Origin of the sequence: Pseudomonas sp. rhizo66 (assembly GCF_031931925.1) — a bacterium.
In the GTDB taxonomy this organism is placed as follows: domain Bacteria; phylum Pseudomonadota; class Gammaproteobacteria; order Pseudomonadales; family Pseudomonadaceae; genus Aquipseudomonas.
Genome location: NZ_JAUJWZ010000018.1, coordinates 1 through 17,526 on the forward strand (window position 1 = coordinate 1; position 17,526 = coordinate 17,526).

General features: G+C 58.3%; 15 protein-coding genes. 12 read left to right on the forward strand and 3 right to left on the reverse strand.

Annotated elements, in window-relative coordinates:
• Positions 1-102: 102 nt before the first annotated feature.
• Both clpA and clpS read right to left on the reverse strand, forming a co-directional pair.
• A complete protein-coding gene (gene clpA, locus QZR14_RS20655) occupies positions 103-2,373 on the reverse strand; it encodes an ATP-dependent Clp protease ATP-binding subunit ClpA (RefSeq protein WP_007964841.1) in 2,271 nt (756 codons plus the stop codon).
• Positions 2,374-2,403: 30 nt separating this feature from the next.
• On the reverse strand, positions 2,404-2,787 hold the full coding sequence (gene clpS, locus QZR14_RS20660) for an ATP-dependent Clp protease adapter ClpS (protein ID WP_011334948.1): 384 nt from the start codon (positions 2,785-2,787) through the stop codon (positions 2,404-2,406).
• A 224-nt stretch (positions 2,788-3,011) separates the two neighbouring features.
• Here clpS and QZR14_RS20665 point away from each other — a divergent pair, with 224 nt between their 5' ends.
• A complete protein-coding gene (locus tag QZR14_RS20665; protein ID WP_311997614.1) occupies positions 3,012-3,293 on the forward strand; it encodes a cold shock domain-containing protein in 282 nt (93 codons plus the stop codon).
• A gap of 76 nt (positions 3,294-3,369) precedes the next feature.
• On the opposite strand, the gene icd is transcribed toward QZR14_RS20665, so the two are convergent.
• Entirely contained in the window at positions 3,370-4,626 is a 1,257-nt protein-coding gene (gene icd, locus QZR14_RS20670) for an NADP-dependent isocitrate dehydrogenase (RefSeq protein WP_311997615.1), read from the reverse strand.
• Between the two features lie 481 nt (positions 4,627-5,107).
• Here icd and QZR14_RS20675 point away from each other — a divergent pair, with 481 nt between their 5' ends.
• The 11 genes from QZR14_RS20675 (at position 5,108) to QZR14_RS20725 (ending at position 17,498) form a co-directional block, all read left to right on the forward strand.
• A complete protein-coding gene (locus QZR14_RS20675; RefSeq protein WP_311997616.1) occupies positions 5,108-7,333 on the forward strand; it encodes an NADP-dependent isocitrate dehydrogenase in 2,226 nt (741 codons plus the stop codon).
• 204 nt (positions 7,334-7,537) lie between these two features.
• A complete protein-coding gene (locus QZR14_RS20680; protein WP_311997617.1) occupies positions 7,538-7,984 on the forward strand; it encodes an NUDIX hydrolase in 447 nt (148 codons plus the stop codon).
• Positions 7,985-8,043: 59 nt separating this feature from the next.
• Entirely contained in the window at positions 8,044-9,168 is a 1,125-nt protein-coding gene (gene mnmA / locus QZR14_RS20685) for a tRNA 2-thiouridine(34) synthase MnmA (RefSeq protein WP_103386161.1), read from the forward strand.
• On the forward strand, positions 9,165-9,788 hold the full coding sequence (gene hflD, locus QZR14_RS20690; RefSeq protein ID WP_122600567.1) for a high frequency lysogenization protein HflD: 624 nt from the start codon (positions 9,165-9,167) through the stop codon (positions 9,786-9,788). The genes mnmA and hflD overlap by 4 nt, the downstream gene beginning before the upstream one ends.
• A 127-nt stretch (positions 9,789-9,915) precedes the next feature.
• Entirely contained in the window at positions 9,916-11,286 is a 1,371-nt protein-coding gene (gene purB / locus QZR14_RS20695; protein ID WP_003223822.1) for an adenylosuccinate lyase, read from the forward strand.
• Positions 11,287-11,372: 86 nt separating this feature from the next.
• Complete coding sequence (locus QZR14_RS20700; RefSeq protein ID WP_123450774.1) at positions 11,373-12,542, forward strand: ribosomal protein uL16 3-hydroxylase; 1,170 nt, start codon at positions 11,373-11,375, stop codon at positions 12,540-12,542.
• Complete coding sequence (locus QZR14_RS20705) at positions 12,535-12,960, forward strand: GNAT family N-acetyltransferase (RefSeq protein ID WP_034155132.1); 426 nt, start codon at positions 12,535-12,537, stop codon at positions 12,958-12,960. The genes QZR14_RS20700 and QZR14_RS20705 overlap by 8 nt, the downstream gene beginning before the upstream one ends.
• A gap of 243 nt (positions 12,961-13,203) precedes the next feature.
• Positions 13,204-13,965, forward strand: a complete 762-nt coding sequence (locus tag QZR14_RS20710; RefSeq protein WP_311997618.1) for a secretin N-terminal domain-containing protein — start codon at positions 13,204-13,206, stop codon at positions 13,963-13,965.
• A gap of 474 nt (positions 13,966-14,439) precedes the next feature.
• Positions 14,440-15,765: an isocitrate lyase gene (gene aceA / locus QZR14_RS20715; protein ID WP_016775277.1), complete on the forward strand. Its 1,326-nt coding sequence runs from the start codon at positions 14,440-14,442 to the stop codon at positions 15,763-15,765.
• Positions 15,766-16,399: 634 nt separating this feature from the next.
• Positions 16,400-16,813 carry an NADH-quinone oxidoreductase subunit A gene (locus tag QZR14_RS20720; protein ID WP_003223812.1) on the forward strand — a complete coding sequence of 138 codons (414 nt, stop codon included), beginning with the start codon at positions 16,400-16,402 and terminating at the stop codon, positions 16,811-16,813.
• A gap of 10 nt (positions 16,814-16,823) precedes the next feature.
• Positions 16,824-17,498 (forward strand): NuoB/complex I 20 kDa subunit family protein, encoded by a 675-nt coding sequence (locus QZR14_RS20725; RefSeq protein ID WP_003223809.1) that lies wholly within the window; start codon positions 16,824-16,826, stop codon positions 17,496-17,498.
• The last annotated feature ends 28 nt before the right edge of the window (positions 17,499-17,526 follow it).

Genomic DNA, 17,526 nt, shown 5'->3' on the forward strand with positions numbered 1-17,526 from the left:
CCAAGCAGCCATCACCGCAGCAACGGATATACACCCAAAACCCAAAAACACCAGACAACAAAAAAGGCGCCCGAAGGCGCCTTCCCAATCAACATCAAGCCGTCAGGCCATCTCAGCCGTGGTCTCGAAGTCAAACGTCAACTCACCATCCTTGATGTCGATGTGCACCACACCGCCATGCTCGGCCAGCTCGCCAAACAGAATCTCCTCCGCCAGCGGACGCTTGATCTTGTCCTGGATCAAACGCGCCATCGGACGTGCGCCCATCGCCGAGTCGTAACCACCCGCCGCCAGCCAACTACGTGCGGCATCAGTGACCTCAAGCAGCACACGCTTGTCTTCCAACTGCGCCTGAAGCTCGGTAAGGAACTTGTCCACCACACTTTTGATGACCTCATGACTGAGGCGACCAAACTGGATAATGGTGTCCAGACGGTTACGGAACTCCGGCGTGAAGCTCTTCTTGATCACTTCCATCGCATCAGACGAGTGGTCCTGATGGGTAAAGCCGATCGAAGCACGCGCCGCCGTTTCGGCACCGGCGTTGGTGGTCATGATTACGATCACATTGCGGAAGTCCGCCTTGCGCCCGTTGTTGTCGGTCAGCGTACCGTGGTCCATCACCTGCAACAGCAGGTTGAAAACTTCGGGATGCGCCTTCTCGATTTCATCGAGCAGTAGCACGCAATGCGGCTGCTTGGTGATTGCTTCGGTCAACAGACCGCCCTGGTCGAAACCGACGTAGCCTGGAGGCGCACCGATCAGACGCGATACGGTATGACGCTCCATGTACTCGGACATATCGAAGCGAACCAGTTCAATCCCCAAGGCCTTGGCCAATTGCCGCGCAGCCTCGGTTTTACCGACACCGGTGGGACCTGCGAACAGGAACGAACCGACTGGCTTGTCAGGCGATTTAAGCCCGGCGCGCGAAAGCTTGATCGCGGTCGACAGCGAATCGATCGCCGCGTCCTGACCAAACACCGTCAGTTTCAGGTCACGCTCCAGGTTACGCAGCAGCTCTTTATCGGAACTGGTGACGTGCTTCGGCGGAATCCGAGCGATTTTCGCCACGATGTCTTCGACCTGCGGCACTTCGATACGCTTGACGCGCATTTCGACCGGCTGCAGGCGCTGGTAGGCACCCGCCTCGTCGATCACGTCGATGGCCTTGTCCGGCATATGCCGGTCGTTGATGTAACGCGACGCCAGCTCAGCAGCGGCGCGCAAAGACTCATCGCTGTATTCGATATTGTGGTGCTGCTCGAAACGCCCTTTCAGGCCGCGCAGGATGCCGATGGTGTCTTCCACCGACGGCTCGACGACATCGACCTTCTGGAAGCGACGCGCCAAGGCACGATCCTTCTCGAAGATGCCGCGGAACTCCTGGAACGTGGTCGAGCCGATGCAGCGAATGTCGCCAGACGACAGCAGCGGTTTGAGCAGGTTCGAAGCATCCATCACGCCACCGGACGCAGCGCCGGCACCGATGATGGTGTGGATTTCGTCGATGAACAGGATCGCCTGCGGACGTTTTTTCAGTTCATTGAGCAGCGCCTTGAAGCGCTTCTCGAAATCACCGCGATACTTGGTGCCCGCGAGCAAAGCACCAAGGTCGAGCGAGTAGACAACGCTGTTGGCCAGCAGGTCCGGCACCTGGTTGTCGACAATGCGCTTGGCCAGACCTTCGGCAATCGCGGTTTTACCCACGCCTGCTTCACCAACCAGCAGCGGATTGTTTTTGCGCCGACGCGCGAGAATCTGCGCGACACGCTCGACTTCCGATTCACGGCCGACCAACGGGTCGATGCGACCCTGGCGCGCGAGTTCGTTGAGGTTGCTGGCATAAGCATCCAGAGGATTGCCTGAAGAAGAAGACTCACCGCCCTCGTCGTCCTGCATATCTTGTTCACCTTCAGAGTGATCGCCATGCCCCGGCACTTTGGAAATGCCATGAGCGATGTAATTGACGACATCGATGCGCGCAACGCTCTGCTGTTTCAGCAGGAACACTGCCTGACTCTCTTGCTCACTGAAGATTGCGACCAGCACGTTAGCGCCAGTCACTTCGCGTTTGCCCGAGCTCTGTACGTGGAAAACAGCACGTTGCAGTACACGCTGGAAGCCCAGGGTTGGCTGGGTTTCGCGATCTTCGTCATGAACGGGGATCAATGGCGTGGTGGAGTCGATGAACTCCTGCAGGTCATGCTTGAGTTTGTCGAGGTTTGCGCCACAGGCACGCAAAACGGTGGCGGCAGCCTCATTGTCCAATAGGGCCAGCAAAAGGTGTTCGACGGTCATGAATTCATGACGTTTCGAACGAGCCTCTTTGAAGGCTAGATTGAGGGTGACTTCGAGCTCGCGGTTTAACATAGCTTCACCTCATACCCAAGTGGTCGGCGATTAACCGTCCTTCTCGATTTCACAGAGTAGCGGATGCTGGCTTTCCCTGGCGTACTGGTTGACCTGCATGGCCTTTGTCTCGGCGATGTCGCGGGTAAACACTCCACATACTGCCCGCCCTTCTGTATGGACGGCCAGCATGACCTTGGTCGCCAGCTCGCGATTCAGGTTAAAAAACACCTCGAGCACTTCGACGACGAAATCCATCGGTGTGTAGTCATCGTTGAACAAAACCACCTTGTACATCGGCGGCGCCTGTAACGCAGGCTTTGCTTCCTGAACAGCAACGCCTGCCGAATCGTCGTCGTGCTCCTGTGGAAGATCCTTTTGGAGAAGCGGGCGATCCTGATTGAATGTTAGTCGAATCTGGCTGATTGCATGCATGGAAAGAAAGGTTCGTCAGTTGTGCAAATACAGTGGTGGGGGCGGTTGTCCACGTTTTCAACTCCGACTGCCCGGTCACCTTGACTATCGGGAAAACGGTGTTACAACCAATAGAGCCCACAGTGGGTAAAAAAGATCCGCGGAGTCAATTCTTTTCACGAATAAGATTGCGGATGAATTGGATGATACTCCAGCGATGGAGTCTGTTGCAGAGGGATTTGAGCATGGCTGTCGGCAAGGTGAAATGGTTCAACAATGCCAAGGGATTCGGCTTTATCATTACCGACGCCCGCGAAGGCCGCGATGAGGATGGCAAAGAGATTGATTTCTTTGCGCACTACTCCGCCATCGAAATGGATGGCTACAAGACCTTGAAAGCGGGGCAATTGGTGAAATTCGATATCGTGCAAGCCCCCAAAGGCCTGCACGCTGTGAATATTTGCGCGGTCGACGCCGTCAAAGACGCAACCCCGGTTGCTAATTACGAGGAAAAAGTGACCAGCTGACGCCTCACAATCTTCGGCCATAAAAAACCGCCTGACTCAATTCATCGAGTCAGGCGGTTTTTGTGTGCCCGCGTTTTTACATATGCGAAATCAACGCAGCCCCAAAACCCGAAGACGAAACCAGCTTGGCCCCATCCATCAGACGCTCGAAGTCATAGGTCACGGTCTTGGCACCAATGGCGCCGTTGGTGCCTTTGATGATCAGATCCGCCGCTTCCGTCCAGCCCATGTGGCGCAGCATCATCTCGGCCGAGAGAATCAGCGAACCCGGGTTGACCTGATCCTTGCCGGCGTACTTCGGCGCGGTACCGTGGGTCGCTTCGAACATCGCCACGGTGTCGGACAGGTTGGCACCCGGCGCAATACCGATACCGCCCACTTCCGCCGCCAGGGCATCAGAAAGGTAGTCGCCGTTCAGGTTCAGGGTCGCGATCACATCGTATTCGGCCGGGCGCAGCAGGATCTGCTGGAGCATGGCGTCGGCGATGGCGTCTTTGACCACAACGTTCTTGCCGGTTTTCGGGTTTTTGAACTGCATCCACGGGCCACCGTCGAGCAGGGTCGCACCGAATTCTTCAGCGGCCACTTCGTAGGCCCATTCCTTGAAGGCACCTTCGGTGAACTTCATGATGTTGCCTTTGTGCACGATGGTCAGCGAATCGCGGTCGTTATCGACCACATATTGCAGCGCCTTGCGCGCCAGACGCTTGGTGCCTTCCAGCGAAACCGGCTTGACGCCGATGCCGCAGTTTTCGTCGAAACGGATCTTGGTGACGCCCATTTCTTCTTTAAGGAACTTGATAACCTTGGTGGCTTCCGGCGAACCGGCCTTCCACTCAATGCCCGCATAAATGTCTTCGGAGTTCTCGCGGAAGATGGTCATGTCGACGTCGCCAGGCTTTTTCACCGGGCTCGGCACGCCTTCGAACCAGCGCACCGGGCGCAGGCAGACGTACAGGTCGAGTTGCTGACGCAGGGCCACGTTCAGCGAGCGGATGCCGCCACCGACCGGGGTGGTCAGCGGGCCTTTGATGGAAACCACGTAATCCTTGACTGCGTCCAGGGTTTCCTGAGGCAGCCAGGTGTCCTGATCATAAACCTGAGTGGCTTTTTCCCCGGCGTAGACTTCCATCCAGGAAATCTTGCGTTTACCGCCGTATGCCTTTTGAACTGCAGCATCGACAACCTTGATCATCACCGGGCTGATGTCGACACCAATGCCATCACCTTCGATGAAGGGGATGATCGGGTTATCAGGAACATTGAGAGAATGGTCTGCATTGACGGTGATTTTGTCGCCGACGGCTGGAACCTGAATCTTCTTGTAACCCATGCTGAACTCCATTGTTTGGATTGAACATCTGGCTTGGTTCGAGCGTAACCCAGTTAAATCAACACGCAAACCCTCTGTTCGTGGCGCGCCTACATCTCGTTTCGTACAAGCCTGAAAGCAAAGGGAAAAGCGCCAAACTCAAGCATTCGCGACGACTCTACGCCCCACCCCGCCCTGCGACCTTTAGACCAATGGACGAGAATCGTTGCATATGAACCATCGGCAGATTGCCAGCTACCTATGTATAATGCCGCCCGCTGACCACAGGGTCACGACGGCTGGCCTCTCTAGCACGAGACTTTCCGCCTGATTGGTCGGGTTGTTACCGCAGTCCGACTGCTTGACGCTCTACTGATGCACCCAACATCACCGCGAAGAATCTCGACATTCGGTTCATGGATGACTTTGAACGAACGCGCTTACCCGGCGCCCCTCGAGTTTCTGCGCACGCTTTAGCAAAGAAGAGAGAGTTAATCCGAATATGCCCACCCGCTCGAAGATCATCTATACCTTCACCGACGAAGCTCCAGCCCTCGCCACCTATTCCCTGCTGCCGATCATCGAGGCTTACACCGCCTCGGCCGATATCGCCGTGGAAACCCGCGATATCTCTCTTGCAGCACGTATTCTGGCCAGCTTCCCCGAGCAACTGGGCGACAAAGCCGTAGCCGACCACCTCGCCGAACTGGGCGACCTGGCCGTTACGCCTGAAGCCAACATCATCAAGCTGCCGAACATCAGCGCTTCGGTGCCACAGCTGCAAGCCGCGATCAAAGAGCTGCAAGCTCAGGGTTACAACCTCCCGGACTACCCGGAAACCGTGACCAGCGATGCCGACAAAGATGCCAAGGCACGTTACGACAAGGTCAAGGGCAGCGCCGTGAACCCGGTTCTGCGTGAAGGCAACTCTGACCGCCGTGCTCCGCTGTCGGTCAAGAACTATGCGCGCAAGCACCCGCACAAAATGGGCGCCTGGACCAAAGACTCCAAGTCCCACGTCGCTCACATGAGCACCGGCGATTTCTACGGCAGCGAAAAAGCTGCTCTGATCGACGCCGCTGACGCCGTGAAGATCGAACTGATCGCCAAGGACGGTACCGCTACCATTCTGAAAGAAAAAACCACCGTTCAGGCCGGCGAGATCCTCGACTGCGCCGTGATGAGCAAAAACGCCCTGCGCGCATTCATCGCTGCTGAAATCGAAAGCGCCAAGGCTCAAGGCGTGCTGCTCTCGGTTCACCTGAAAGCGACCATGATGAAGGTCTCCGACCCGATCATGTTCGGCCAGATCGTTGCCGAGTTCTATAAAGACGCCCTGACCAAGCACGCTGACGTGCTGGCCGAGATCGGCTTCAACCTGAACAACGGCATCGGCGATCTGTACGCACGCATCAAGGCCCTGCCGGCCGAGCAGCAAGCGCAGATCGAAGCTGACATGGCCGCCGTCTACGCCGCTCGCCCTTCGCTGGCGATGGTCAACTCCGACAAAGGCATCACCAACCTGCACGTGCCGAGCGACGTGATCGTCGACGCCTCGATGCCGGCAATGATCCGTGACTCCGGCAAGATGTGGGGCACCGACGGTCAGTTGCACGACACCAAGGCGGTGATCCCGGATCGTTGCTACGCGACCATCTACCAGGCTGTGATCGAAGATTGCAAAGCCAATGGCGCTTTCGACCCGACCACCATGGGCAGCGTGCCAAACGTTGGCCTGATGGCGAAGAAAGCCGAAGAGTACGGCTCGCACGACAAGACCTTCCAGATCAAGGCTGACGGCGTGGTTCGCGTCACCGACAGCAAGGGCAAGCTGCTGATGGAACAGACTGTTGAAGCCGGCGACATCTTCCGCATGTGCCAGACCAAAGATGCGCCGATCCAGGATTGGGTCAAACTGGCCGTCAACCGAGCTCGCGCCAGCAGCACCCCAGCGATCTTCTGGCTGGACCCGATGCGCGCTCACGATGGCGTGGTGATCGAGAAAGTTCAGGCTTACCTGAAGGATCACGACACTGCCGGTCTGGACATCCAGATCATGGCCCCGGTCGACGCCATGAAGTTCACCCTGCAGCGCACCCGCGAAGGCAAGGACACCATTTCGGTGACCGGCAACGTCCTGCGCGACTACCTGACCGACCTGTTCCCGATCATGGAACTGGGCACCAGCGCCAAGATGCTGTCGATCGTGCCGCTGATGAACGGCGGTGGCCTGTTCGAAACCGGCGCCGGCGGTTCGGCTCCGAAGCACGTGCAGCAACTGGTTGAAGAGGACTTCCTGCGCTGGGATTCGCTGGGCGAGTTCCTCGCACTGGCAGCGTCCCTTGAGCATTTGGGTGTGAACTACAACAACCCGAAAGCCCTGGTGCTGTCGAAAACCCTGGATCAGGCCACTGGCCAGTTCCTCGACAACAACAAGTCGCCATCGCGCAAAGTCGGCAACATCGACAACCGCGGCAGCCACTTCTACCTGGCGATGTACTGGGCTCAGGCCCTGGCCGCCCAGACCGAAGACGCTGCACTGCAAGCGCAGTTCGCGACCCTGGCCAAAACCCTGACCGAGAACGAAGCAACCATCGTTGCCGAGCTCAACGCCGTTCAGGGCAAGCCAGTCGACATCGGCGGTTACTACCACGCCAATGCCGAGCTGATCAGCAAGGCCATGCGCCCAAGCGCAACCCTCAACGCGGCGATTGCTGCGCTGGTTTAAGGTTGTAGCGCTGTAAACGAACCCCGGCCCTGTGCCGGGGTTTGTGTTTCCGGGCTTTATGATCACCACAAAACCCTGTGGGAGCTGGCTTGCCAGCGATAGCGGTGGTTCAGTCACTATCCATGCTGAATGATAAACCGCCATCGCTGGCAAGCCAGCTCCCACAGGGGACTGGGTTTCAACCAATAGATTGAGGAAGGTTTTATGGAATGGCTCCCCCACATCACCGTCGCCACCATCGTCGAAGACAACGGTCGCTTCTTGATGGTCGAAGAGCACAAGGCCGGGCGTAACGTGCTCAACCAGCCCGCCGGCCATCTCGACCCGGACGAAACCCTGATCGATGCCGCCGTGCGCGAAACCCTCGAAGAAACCGGCTGGGACGTCGAACCTACCGGCGTGATCGGCATTTACCTGTACACCGCGCAGAGCAACGGGGTGACCTACCAGCGCGTGTGCTTCAGCGCCAAAGCCGTGCAACATCACCCCGATTACCAACTCGATGACGGCATCGTCGGCGCCAAGTGGCTGACCCGCGACGAATTAATGGCCCAGCGCGACAACTGGCGCAGCGAGCTGATCATCCGTTGCATCGACGATTATCTGGCCGGTCATCACTTCAGCCTCGAACTGATCCGCCCTTCTCTTTAGCCTTGAGGCCGCGAGCCTGCTAGAATCGCGTCCTTTTTCAAGACACTCATTGAATCCCTATGCGTGATCCAGCCCCTTCTGACACATCCAAGAAGCGCGTCATTGTCGGCATGTCCGGCGGCGTGGACTCTTCCGTTTCCGCTCTCCTGCTGATCGAGCAGGGTTATGAAGTGGAAGGCCTGTTCATGAAGAACTGGGAAGAAGACGACGGAACGGAATACTGCACCGCCATGGACGACCTGGCGGATGCTCAGGCTGTCTGCGACAAGATCGGCATCAAGCTGCACACCGCCAACTTCGCCGCCGAGTACTGGGACAACGTGTTCGAGCACTTCCTCGCCGAATACAAGGCCGGCCGCACGCCGAACCCGGACATCCTTTGCAACCGCGAGATCAAGTTCAAGGCGTTCCTCGACTACGCCATGATGCTCGGCGCCGACCTGATCGCCACCGGCCACTACGTGCGCCGCCGCGACATCGATGGCCGCACCGAACTGCTCAAGGGCCTCGATCCGAACAAGGATCAGAGCTACTTCCTGCACGCCGTTGGCGGCGAACAGATCGCCAAGACCCTGTTCCCGGTCGGCGAACTGGAAAAGCCGGAAGTTCGCGCGATTGCCGAAAAATACGAGCTGGCCACCGCCAAGAAGAAGGATTCCACCGGGATCTGCTTTATCGGCGAGCGGCGTTTCAGCGACTTCCTCAAGCAATACCTGCCGGCGCAACCCGGTGAGATCAAGACCACCGAAGGCGAAGTCATCGGCCGCCACCACGGCTTGATGTACCACACCATCGGTCAGCGCCAGGGCCTCGGCATCGGCGGCTTGAAAGACGCCGGCGATGAGCCGTGGTATGTGCTGCGCAAGGACCTGGACACCAACGAACTGATCGTCGGCCAGGGCAACAACCACCCGTGGCTGTTCTCCAGCGCCCTGCTCGCTTCGGAAATCTATTGGGTCAACCCGATCGACCTGAGCCAGCCACTGCGCCTGACCGCCAAAGTGCGTTATCGCCAGAGCGATCAGGCCTGCACCCTGGAAAAAACCGCGACCGGCTACCGCGCCGTGTTCGACGAACCGCAACGTGCGGTCACGCCGGGCCAGTCGGTGGTGTTTTACGACGGTGAAATCTGCCTCGGTGGCGGCGTGATCGAAGTCGCCGAGCCGTGGAGCAGCCAGGCATGAGCCCGACTCAGGAACAACTGACCGCGCTCGGCGGCGTGTTTCTCGCCGCCGTACTGGTCGACCGGATCGCCAAGACCGGCCAGACCAACGAAGCCGGCCTGAGCTGCATGCTCGGCAGCCTGCTGGTGCGCGACCCGAAGGACACACTGGATGTTTACGGTGGCGACGACATCAATCTGCGCGAGGGCTACCGCGCACTGATCGGCGCCCTCGAGCGCGATCCGAGCACATTGCAGCGCGAGCCGTTGCGTTATGCCCTGTCGATGCTCGGTCTTGAGCGTCAACTGGCCAAACGTGACGACATGCTCGACATCATCGGCAAGCGTTTGCCGCAGATCCAGTCGCAGGTCGAGCACTTCGGCCCGGCCCACGAGAACGTCGTCGCGGCTTGCGGCGCGCTGTATCAGGACACCCTGAGCACCTTGCGCCAACGCATTCAGGTGCACGGCGACATGCGCAACCTGCAGCAACCGAGCAATGCCTCGAAGATCCGCGCCCTGTTGCTCGCCGGGATTCGTTCGGCACGCCTGTGGCGGCAGCTCGGCGGCCATCGCTGGCAGCTGGTGATCAGCCGGCGCAAGCTGCTCAAAGAGCTGTATCCGTTGATGCGCAGCGAGTAAAACGCCGCGTAATAAAAGCTTTGTAGTCTGTAACGCGTAATACGCCGGTCAGTTGGCAACGGACCGGCGGATTTTTTCATGTATGATACGCGCCCCATTTCGTTGCCCGACTGTCCGAGAACACCCCATGCAGCTTTCTTCGCTCACTGCGGTTTCCCCTGTTGACGGCCGCTACGCCGGCAAAACCCAGGCCCTGCGCCCGATTTTCAGCGAGTACGGCCTGATCCGTGCCCGTGTTCTGGTTGAAGTGCGCTGGCTCCAGCGTCTGGCCGCCCACGCTGGCATCCCGGAAGTGCCAGCCTTCTCCGCCGAGGCCAACGCCGTTCTCAATGAACTGGCTGAAAACTTCTCTCTGGAGCACGCCGAGCGCGTCAAAGAGATCGAGCGCACCACCAACCACGACGTCAAAGCGATCGAATACCTGCTCAAAGAGCAGGCGGCCAAGCTGCCGGAGCTGGCCAAGGTCAGCGAGTTCATCCACTTTGCCTGCACCAGCGAAGACATCAACAACCTGTCCCACGCCCTGATGCTGCGCGAAGGCCGTGACGACGTGATGCTGCCGCTGATGCGCCAGACCGCCAACGCCATTCGCGAACTGGCCATCCGTTTCGCTGACGTGCCGATGCTGTCGCGCACCCATGGTCAACCGGCCTCCCCGACCACTTTGGGTAAAGAGCTGGCGAACGTGGTTTACCGTCTCGAGCGTCAGATCGCTCAAGTCGCTGCCGTGCCGCTGCTGGGCAAGATCAACGGCGCTGTCGGCAACTACAACGCGCACCTGTCGGCCTACCCGCAGATCGACTGGGAAGCCAACGCCCGCGCCTTCATCGAAGACGAGCTGGGCCTGGGCTTCAACCCGTACACCACGCAGATCGAACCGCACGACTACATCGCCGAGCTGTTCGACGCGATCGCGCGCTTCAACACTATCCTGATCGACTTCGACCGTGACATCTGGGGCTACATCTCCCTGGGTTATTTCAAGCAGCGCACCATCGCTGGCGAAATCGGTTCGTCGACCATGCCGCACAAGGTCAACCCGATCGACTTCGAAAACTCCGAAGGCAACCTGGGCATCGCCAACGCACTGTTCCAGCACCTGGCGAGCAAACTGCCGATCTCCCGCTGGCAGCGCGACCTGACCGACTCCACCGTACTGCGCAACCTCGGTGTCGGCTTCGCCCACAGCGTGATCGCCTACGAAGCCAGCCTCAAAGGCATCAGCAAACTGGAGCTCAACGAGCAGAAGATTGCCGCTGACCTCGACGCTTGCTGGGAAGTCCTGGCTGAGCCGATCCAGACCGTGATGCGCCGTTACAACATCGAAAACCCGTACGAGAAGCTGAAAGAACTGACCCGCGGCAAGGGCATCAGCCCTGAAGCACTGCAGACTTTCATCGACGGCCTGGACATGCCTGCCGAAGCGAAAGCCGAGCTCAAGCAACTGACCCCGGCCAACTACATCGGTAACGCTGTAGCGCAAGCCAAACGTATCTGATCGACCGCTTGATCCGTTTGAGACGCCCGGCCGCGCCGGGCGTTTTTATTCCCGTCTGAAAAGTGCTTTTTTTCAATAGGTTACATATGAATTCCGATATTCCTCTTCAACTTCTGGGCGGCCTCACAGCACGCGAATTCCTGCGCGACTACTGGCAGAAAAAGCCACTGCTGATCCGTCAGGCGATTCCTGACTTCGAAAGCCCGATCGACGCCGACGAACTGGCCGGCCTGGCCCTGGAAGAAGAAGTCGAATCGCGCTTGGTCATCGAGCACGGCGAGCGTCCATGGGAACTGCGTCGCGGCCCGTTCGCTGAAGACGAATTCAGCAAACTGCCGGAAAAAGAGTGGACCTTGCTGGTTCAAGCGGTTGACCAATTCGTCCCGGAAGTCAGCGAACTGCTGGAAAACTTCCGCTTCCTGCCGAGCTGGCGCGTCGATGACGTGATGATCAGCTTCGCCGCCCCGGGTGGCAGCGTCGGTCCGCACTTCGACAACTACGACGTGTTCCTGCTGCAGGGCCACGGCAAGCGCAACTGGAAAATCGGCCAGATGTGCGATTCCGAGAGCCCGCTGCTGCAACACGCGGACCTGCGCATCCTCGCTGAATTCCACGAGACCGAAGAGTGGGTGCTGGAGCCGGGCGACATGCTCTACCTGCCGCCACGTCTGGCCCACTGCGGTGTCGCCGTCGACAACTGCATGACCTACTCGGTCGGTTTCCGCGCACCAAGCGCTTCCGAAGTGCTGACTCACTTCACCGATTTCCTCAGCCAGTTCCTGACTGACGAAGAGCGCTACACCGACGCCGACGCGCAGCCTGCAGCCGATCCACACCAGATCCAGCACGATGCACTGGATCGCCTGAAAGCCCTGCTCGCCGAGCACATGAGCGACGAGCGCCTGCTGCTGACCTGGTTCGGCCAGTACATGACCGAGCCGCGCTACCCGGAACTGGTGGTCGGCCCGGAAGAAATCGAAGAAGAAGACTTCCTCGCCGCTCTGCAGGACGGCGCGGTGCTGATCCGCAACCCGAGCGCGCGCCTGGCCTGGTCGGAAGTCGATGACGACCTGCTGCTGTTCGCCAGCGGTCAGAGCCGTTACCTGCCGGGCAAACTGCGCGAACTGCTGAAGCTGATCTGCGCCGCTGACGCCCTGCACACCGACAACCTCGGTGAGTGGCTGAACGACGAAGACGGTTGCAGCCTGCTGTGCCAACTGGTCAAGCAAGGTAGCCTGGGGTTCGCCGATGAATAAGATTCGCGTTCGTGTCGCAGACTGGCAGAAGGACATCGCCGAGATCCGGCGCATTCGTGAAACGGTGTTCATCGCCGAGCAATCGGTGCCACCTGAGCTGGAATGGGACGCGGACGACGCCACCGCCGTGCATTTTCTGGCATTTGAAGGCGACTTTCCGATCGGCACTGCGCGCTTGCTGCCTGATGGGCACATCGGCCGGGTTTCGGTACTGAAAGACTGGCGTGGCATGAAGGTCGGTGATGCGCTGATGCAAGCGGTGATTGCCGAAGCGGAAGAACGTGGCTTGAAGCAGCAGATGCTCAGCGCCCAGGTGCAGGCTACGGCGTTCTATGAGCGCCTGGGTTTCAGCCTGGTCAGTGAAGAATTCCTGGAAGCAGGGATTCCGCATGTCGATATGGTTCGGCATTCGGCTTAAGACCGCGGCGCGGCCTTCGCGAGCAGGCTCGCTCCCACAGGGGATCTGTGCCTGACGCACAATTTGTGTCCGCTGGAGATCTACTGTGGGAGCGAGCCTGCTCGCGAAGAGGCCCGCCAGCACACCACAAAACGCCCCGCCATTTTCGGATGCCGGGGCGTTTTGCTGTCTACGATTCAACTTGCCCCACCCAAGGCCGACAAACTGGCAATATCAAGCCTTTCGAAAGCGGAGATAACGGACATGTCCCTACGCACCCTGCTCACCACCCTGCTGCTCGGTTGCAGTTTTTCGGTGATGGCAGCCACAGAAATCGTGCCCCTCAATTACCGCACCAGCGCTGATATGCTGCCAATGGCGCAAGACTTCCTCGGCAAGGACGGGCAGGTCAGCGCCTACGGCAACCAACTGATCATCAAGGCCGAGCCGGGCAAGATTGAGGAACTCAAGGCGCTGATCACGCAGCTGGATACAGCGCCCAAGCGCTTGCTGATTACCGTTGACACCAACGAAAACAATGGCCGTGGCGACGAAGGTTATTCAGTCAACGGCGCCCAGCCAAACCAGGCCCGCATCATCAGCCGCAGCACCGCCAGCCGTGAGGGCGGCGTGCAGCAAGTGCAGGCCACCGATGGCATGCCGGCGCTGATTCAGGTCGGGCAGAGTGTGCCGATCACCAGCAGCCAGACAAATTCTTACGGCGATTACAGCAGCCAGACCCAATACCGCAACGTCACCCAGGGTTTCTATGTCACCGCCAGCGTCACCGGTGACACCGTTCACCTGGCGATCAGCACCAACCGTGACCGCATGAGCCAGGAGCGTCCCGATGTAGTGAACGTGCAAAGCACCGACACAACTGTCAGCGGCCGCCTCGGCGAGTGGATCACTCTTGCCGGCGTAAATCGCCAAACCCAAGCCGACAAACAGGGTCTGACCCGCAGCTACTCGACTCAAGGCCGGGATGACATGACCTTGCGGGTGAAAGTCGACGCGTTGGACTAAAGCACCGAAAACTGACTGATTAGTCGTATTAGACGAAAGATGTAGTGCTTGAAAAAAAGCACTACAAAACGTTTGACGGGGTAAAAAAGCGAAGGCATGATGGCCTCGCTCCCGCTAATCAGGGGCCCTGGAAAGGGCCTTCGAAGCGATGTTCGCACCTACCCCGCGAACCGTTTCGTGTCTGTACCGCCCACAAGGTGTGTTTGACGAGGTTGCCGACTGGAACGAAGTTGTCCCGAGGGACGGAAGCGTATTTAGGTAACCCGGCTTCACGCTGTAGACCGTATAAAGGCCCACGACGCCCGAATGCGCCCTGCAGTGCGCCACTACCTGCTCACTTCCCCTCGAGCCCATCGTTCATCCCGTCGCCTACCCCGCCGAATCCGACTTGAGCACCTAAGCTTCTGGTCAGCGAGCGCAGGAATTTTCCACCGCAGAACAACTTTTCATAAAGACGCGACGAGGTTTATCTCCATGGCACTGACACGCGAACAGCAAATTGCAGCCCTCGAAAAAGACTGGGCTGAAAACCCGCGCTGGAAAGGCGTGACACGCACTTACTCCGCTGCTGACGTCGTCCGTCTGCGTGGCTCGGTTCAACCTGAGCACACCTTTGCAAAAATGGGCGCCGAGAAGCTGTGGAACCTGGTCACCCAGGGTGCCAAGCCCTCCTTCCGTCCTGAGAAAGATTTCGTCAACTGCATGGGCGCCCTGACCGGCGGCCAGGCTGTTCAGCAGGTTAAAGCCGGTATCCAGGCGATCTACCTGTCGGGCTGGCAAGTGGCTGCGGACAACAACTCCGCTGAATCCATGTACCCGGACCAGTCGCTGTACCCGGTGGATTCGGTTCCAACCGTGGTCAAGCGCATCAACAACTCGTTCCGTCGTGCTGACCAGATCCAGTGGAAAGCCGGCAAGAACCCGGGCGACGACGGCTACATCGACTACTTCGCGCCGATCGTGGCTGACGCTGAAGCCGGTTTCGGCGGCGTTCTGAACGCCTACGAGCTGATGAAGAGCATGATCGAAGCAGGCGCCGCCGGCGTTCACTTCGAAGACCAACTGGCTTCCGTGAAAAAATGCGGTCACATGGGCGGTAAAGTACTGGTTCCTACTCAGGAAGCCGTACAGAAGCTGACCGCTGCGCGTCTGGCGGCTGACGTTGCCGGTACTCCGACCATCATTCTGGCTCGTACTGACGCTAACGCTGCTGACCTGCTGACTTCCGATTGCGACCCGTACGACCAGCCGTTCGTGACTGGCGAGCGCACTCAGGAAGGTTTCTACAAGGTTCGCGCTGGCCTGGATCAAGCCATCGCCCGCGGCTTGGCTTACGCGCCGTACGCCGACCTGATCTGGTGCGAAACCGCCAAGCCGGACCTGGAAGAAGCCCGTCGCTTCGCTGAAGCGATCAAAAAGGAATACCCGGACCAACTGCTGTCGTACAACTGCTCGCCTTCCTTCAACTGGAAGAAAAACCTCGACGACGCGACCATCGCCAAGTTCCAGCGCGAACTGTCCGCCATGGGTTACAAGCACCAGTTCATCACCCTGGCCGGCATTCACAACATGTGGCACAGCATGTTCAACCTGGCGCACGACTACGCCCGCAACGACATGACTGCCTACGTGAAGCTGCAGGAGCAGGAATTCGCTGACGCCGCCAAGGGTTACACCTTCGTGGCTCACCAGCAGGAAGTGGGCACCGGCTACTTCGACGACATGACCACTGTGATTCAGGGTGGCTCGTCGTCGGTCACTGCACTGACCGGTTCGACCGAAGAAGAACAGTTCCACTGATTCGGCTTCGCTGAGCAAACGGCCTTTGCGGATCGGATAGAAAGCTAACCGCAGAGCCGCAAAACTGACGCCCCGACTGGTTCGGGGCGTTTTTTTTGCGCCCGGAAACATACCCTCCCCTGTAGGAGCTGCCGAAGGCTGCGATCTTTTGACTTTGTTTTTTCAGAATCAAAAGCAGGATCAAAAGATCGCAGCCTTCGGCAGCTCCTACAGGGATCGGTGTCGTTCGGAGAAAACATTGATCCAGAGCGGTACAACCGTCAGAAAAATCCGCTAAAACGGGCGCCGTCGCTACTTGCAGTAACGTGCAAGTAAGACAACTTCCCGACTGACATCCCGATAAACAGTTACAAAACCCCATCAAACGATATCAATTATCATTTAGCCGCAACTATGTTCGTTACATTCTCTACAAAACATTATTTGCATAAACCCGCCTAATGCCCGCAACGCATGGGCTTCAGGGCACTGGAGATGCGCTATGTCCTTATTCCAATAAATAATTTCGCTATAGGAATTTTACTTGCAGGGTGTTTAGCCATAAAATCAGCGCGATTGATTGCTGCGACATATCGTCACTGCCTATTTCTTTATCAAGCTCAGAGACCTTTGCTCTCTGTTAAGGATTACCAGCATGCCCGAAGCGACAGGACTCATGGCCCACAACTGGGGCTTTGCCATTTTCCTTCTGGGTGTCGTCGGCCTGTGTGCCTTCATGCTTGGCGTCTCCAGCCTCCTTGGGTCAAAAGCCTGGGGCCGCAGCAAAAACGAACCGTTCGAGTCGGGCATGCTACCTACCGGTGGCGCCCGCTTGCGGCTCTCAGCCAAATTCTATCTGGTCGCGATGCTCTTCGTGATCTTCGATATCGAAGCCCTCTTTCTCTTTGCATGGTCTGTGTCCGTCCGCGAAAGCGGCTGGACCGGATTCGTCGAAGCTCTCGTTTTCATAGCAATTCTGTTGGCAGGTCTTGTCTACCTGTTCCGAGTGGGCGCCCTTGACTGGGCTCCGGAAGCTCGTCGCAAGCGGCAGGCGAAGCTGAAACAATGAGGCTTTGGCAATGCAATACAATCTCACCAGGATCGACCCCGATGCTCCTAACGAGCAATATCCGATTGGCGAACGGGAAACCGTTTCCGATCCGTTAGAAGATCAAGTTCACAAAAACATTTTCATGGGCAAGCTGGAAGACGTGCTGAGTGGCGCGGTCAACTGGGGACGTAAGAACTCCCTGTGGCCGTACAACTTCGGCCTGTCGTGCTGCTACGTGGAAATGACCACCGCCTTCACGGCGCCCCACGACATCGCGCGCTTTGGCGCCGAAGTGATCCGGGCATCGCCGCGTCAGGCCGACTTCATGGTTATCGCCGGTACCTGCTTCATCAAGATGGCGCCGATCATCCAGCGTCTCTACGAGCAGATGCTCGAGCCGAAATGGGTTATCTCCATGGGTTCGTGCGCCAACTCCGGCGGCATGTACGACATCTACTCCGTGGTTCAAGGCGTGGACAAGTTCCTGCCCGTGGACGTCTACGTACCTGGCTGCCCGCCCCGTCCAGAAGCATTTCTGCAAGGCTTGATGCTGTTGCAGGAATCGATTGGACAGGAGCGTCGTCCGCTTTCCTGGGTCGTTGGTGATCAAGGCGTTTATCGCGCCGACATGCCTTCGCAGAAGGAACAGCGCCGCGAACAGCGAATCGCAGTCACCAACCTGCGCAGCCCTGACGAAGTCTGATCCAGATCTGTTCTTACAAAAGAAACGA

Bases quoted from the DNA above. Each gene is read 5' to 3' on its own strand.
- icd (WP_311997615.1), bottom strand. From the start codon at position 4,626: ATGGGTTACAAGAAGATTCAGGTTCCAGCCGTCGGCGACAAAATCACC.
- mnmA (WP_103386161.1), top strand. From the start codon at position 8,044: ATGCGTGATCCAGCCCCTTCTGACACATCCAAGAAGCGCGTCATTGTC.
- QZR14_RS20720 (WP_003223812.1), top strand. From the start codon at position 16,400: ATGCCCGAAGCGACAGGACTCATGGCCCACAACTGGGGCTTTGCCATT.
- QZR14_RS20680 (WP_311997617.1), top strand. From the start codon at position 7,538: ATGGAATGGCTCCCCCACATCACCGTCGCCACCATCGTCGAAGACAAC.
- QZR14_RS20665 (WP_311997614.1), top strand. From the start codon at position 3,012: ATGGCTGTCGGCAAGGTGAAATGGTTCAACAATGCCAAGGGATTCGGC.
- QZR14_RS20725 (WP_003223809.1), top strand. From the start codon at position 16,824: ATGCAATACAATCTCACCAGGATCGACCCCGATGCTCCTAACGAGCAA.
- hflD (WP_122600567.1), top strand. From the start codon at position 9,165: ATGAGCCCGACTCAGGAACAACTGACCGCGCTCGGCGGCGTGTTTCTC.
- clpS (WP_011334948.1), bottom strand. From the start codon at position 2,787: ATGCATGCAATCAGCCAGATTCGACTAACATTCAATCAGGATCGCCCG.
- QZR14_RS20710 (WP_311997618.1), top strand. From the start codon at position 13,204: ATGTCCCTACGCACCCTGCTCACCACCCTGCTGCTCGGTTGCAGTTTT.
- QZR14_RS20705 (WP_034155132.1), top strand. From the start codon at position 12,535: ATGAATAAGATTCGCGTTCGTGTCGCAGACTGGCAGAAGGACATCGCC.
- aceA (WP_016775277.1), top strand. From the start codon at position 14,440: ATGGCACTGACACGCGAACAGCAAATTGCAGCCCTCGAAAAAGACTGG.
- purB (WP_003223822.1), top strand. From the start codon at position 9,916: ATGCAGCTTTCTTCGCTCACTGCGGTTTCCCCTGTTGACGGCCGCTAC.
- QZR14_RS20675 (WP_311997616.1), top strand. From the start codon at position 5,108: ATGCCCACCCGCTCGAAGATCATCTATACCTTCACCGACGAAGCTCCA.
- clpA (WP_007964841.1), bottom strand. From the start codon at position 2,373: ATGTTAAACCGCGAGCTCGAAGTCACCCTCAATCTAGCCTTCAAAGAG.
- QZR14_RS20700 (WP_123450774.1), top strand. From the start codon at position 11,373: ATGAATTCCGATATTCCTCTTCAACTTCTGGGCGGCCTCACAGCACGC.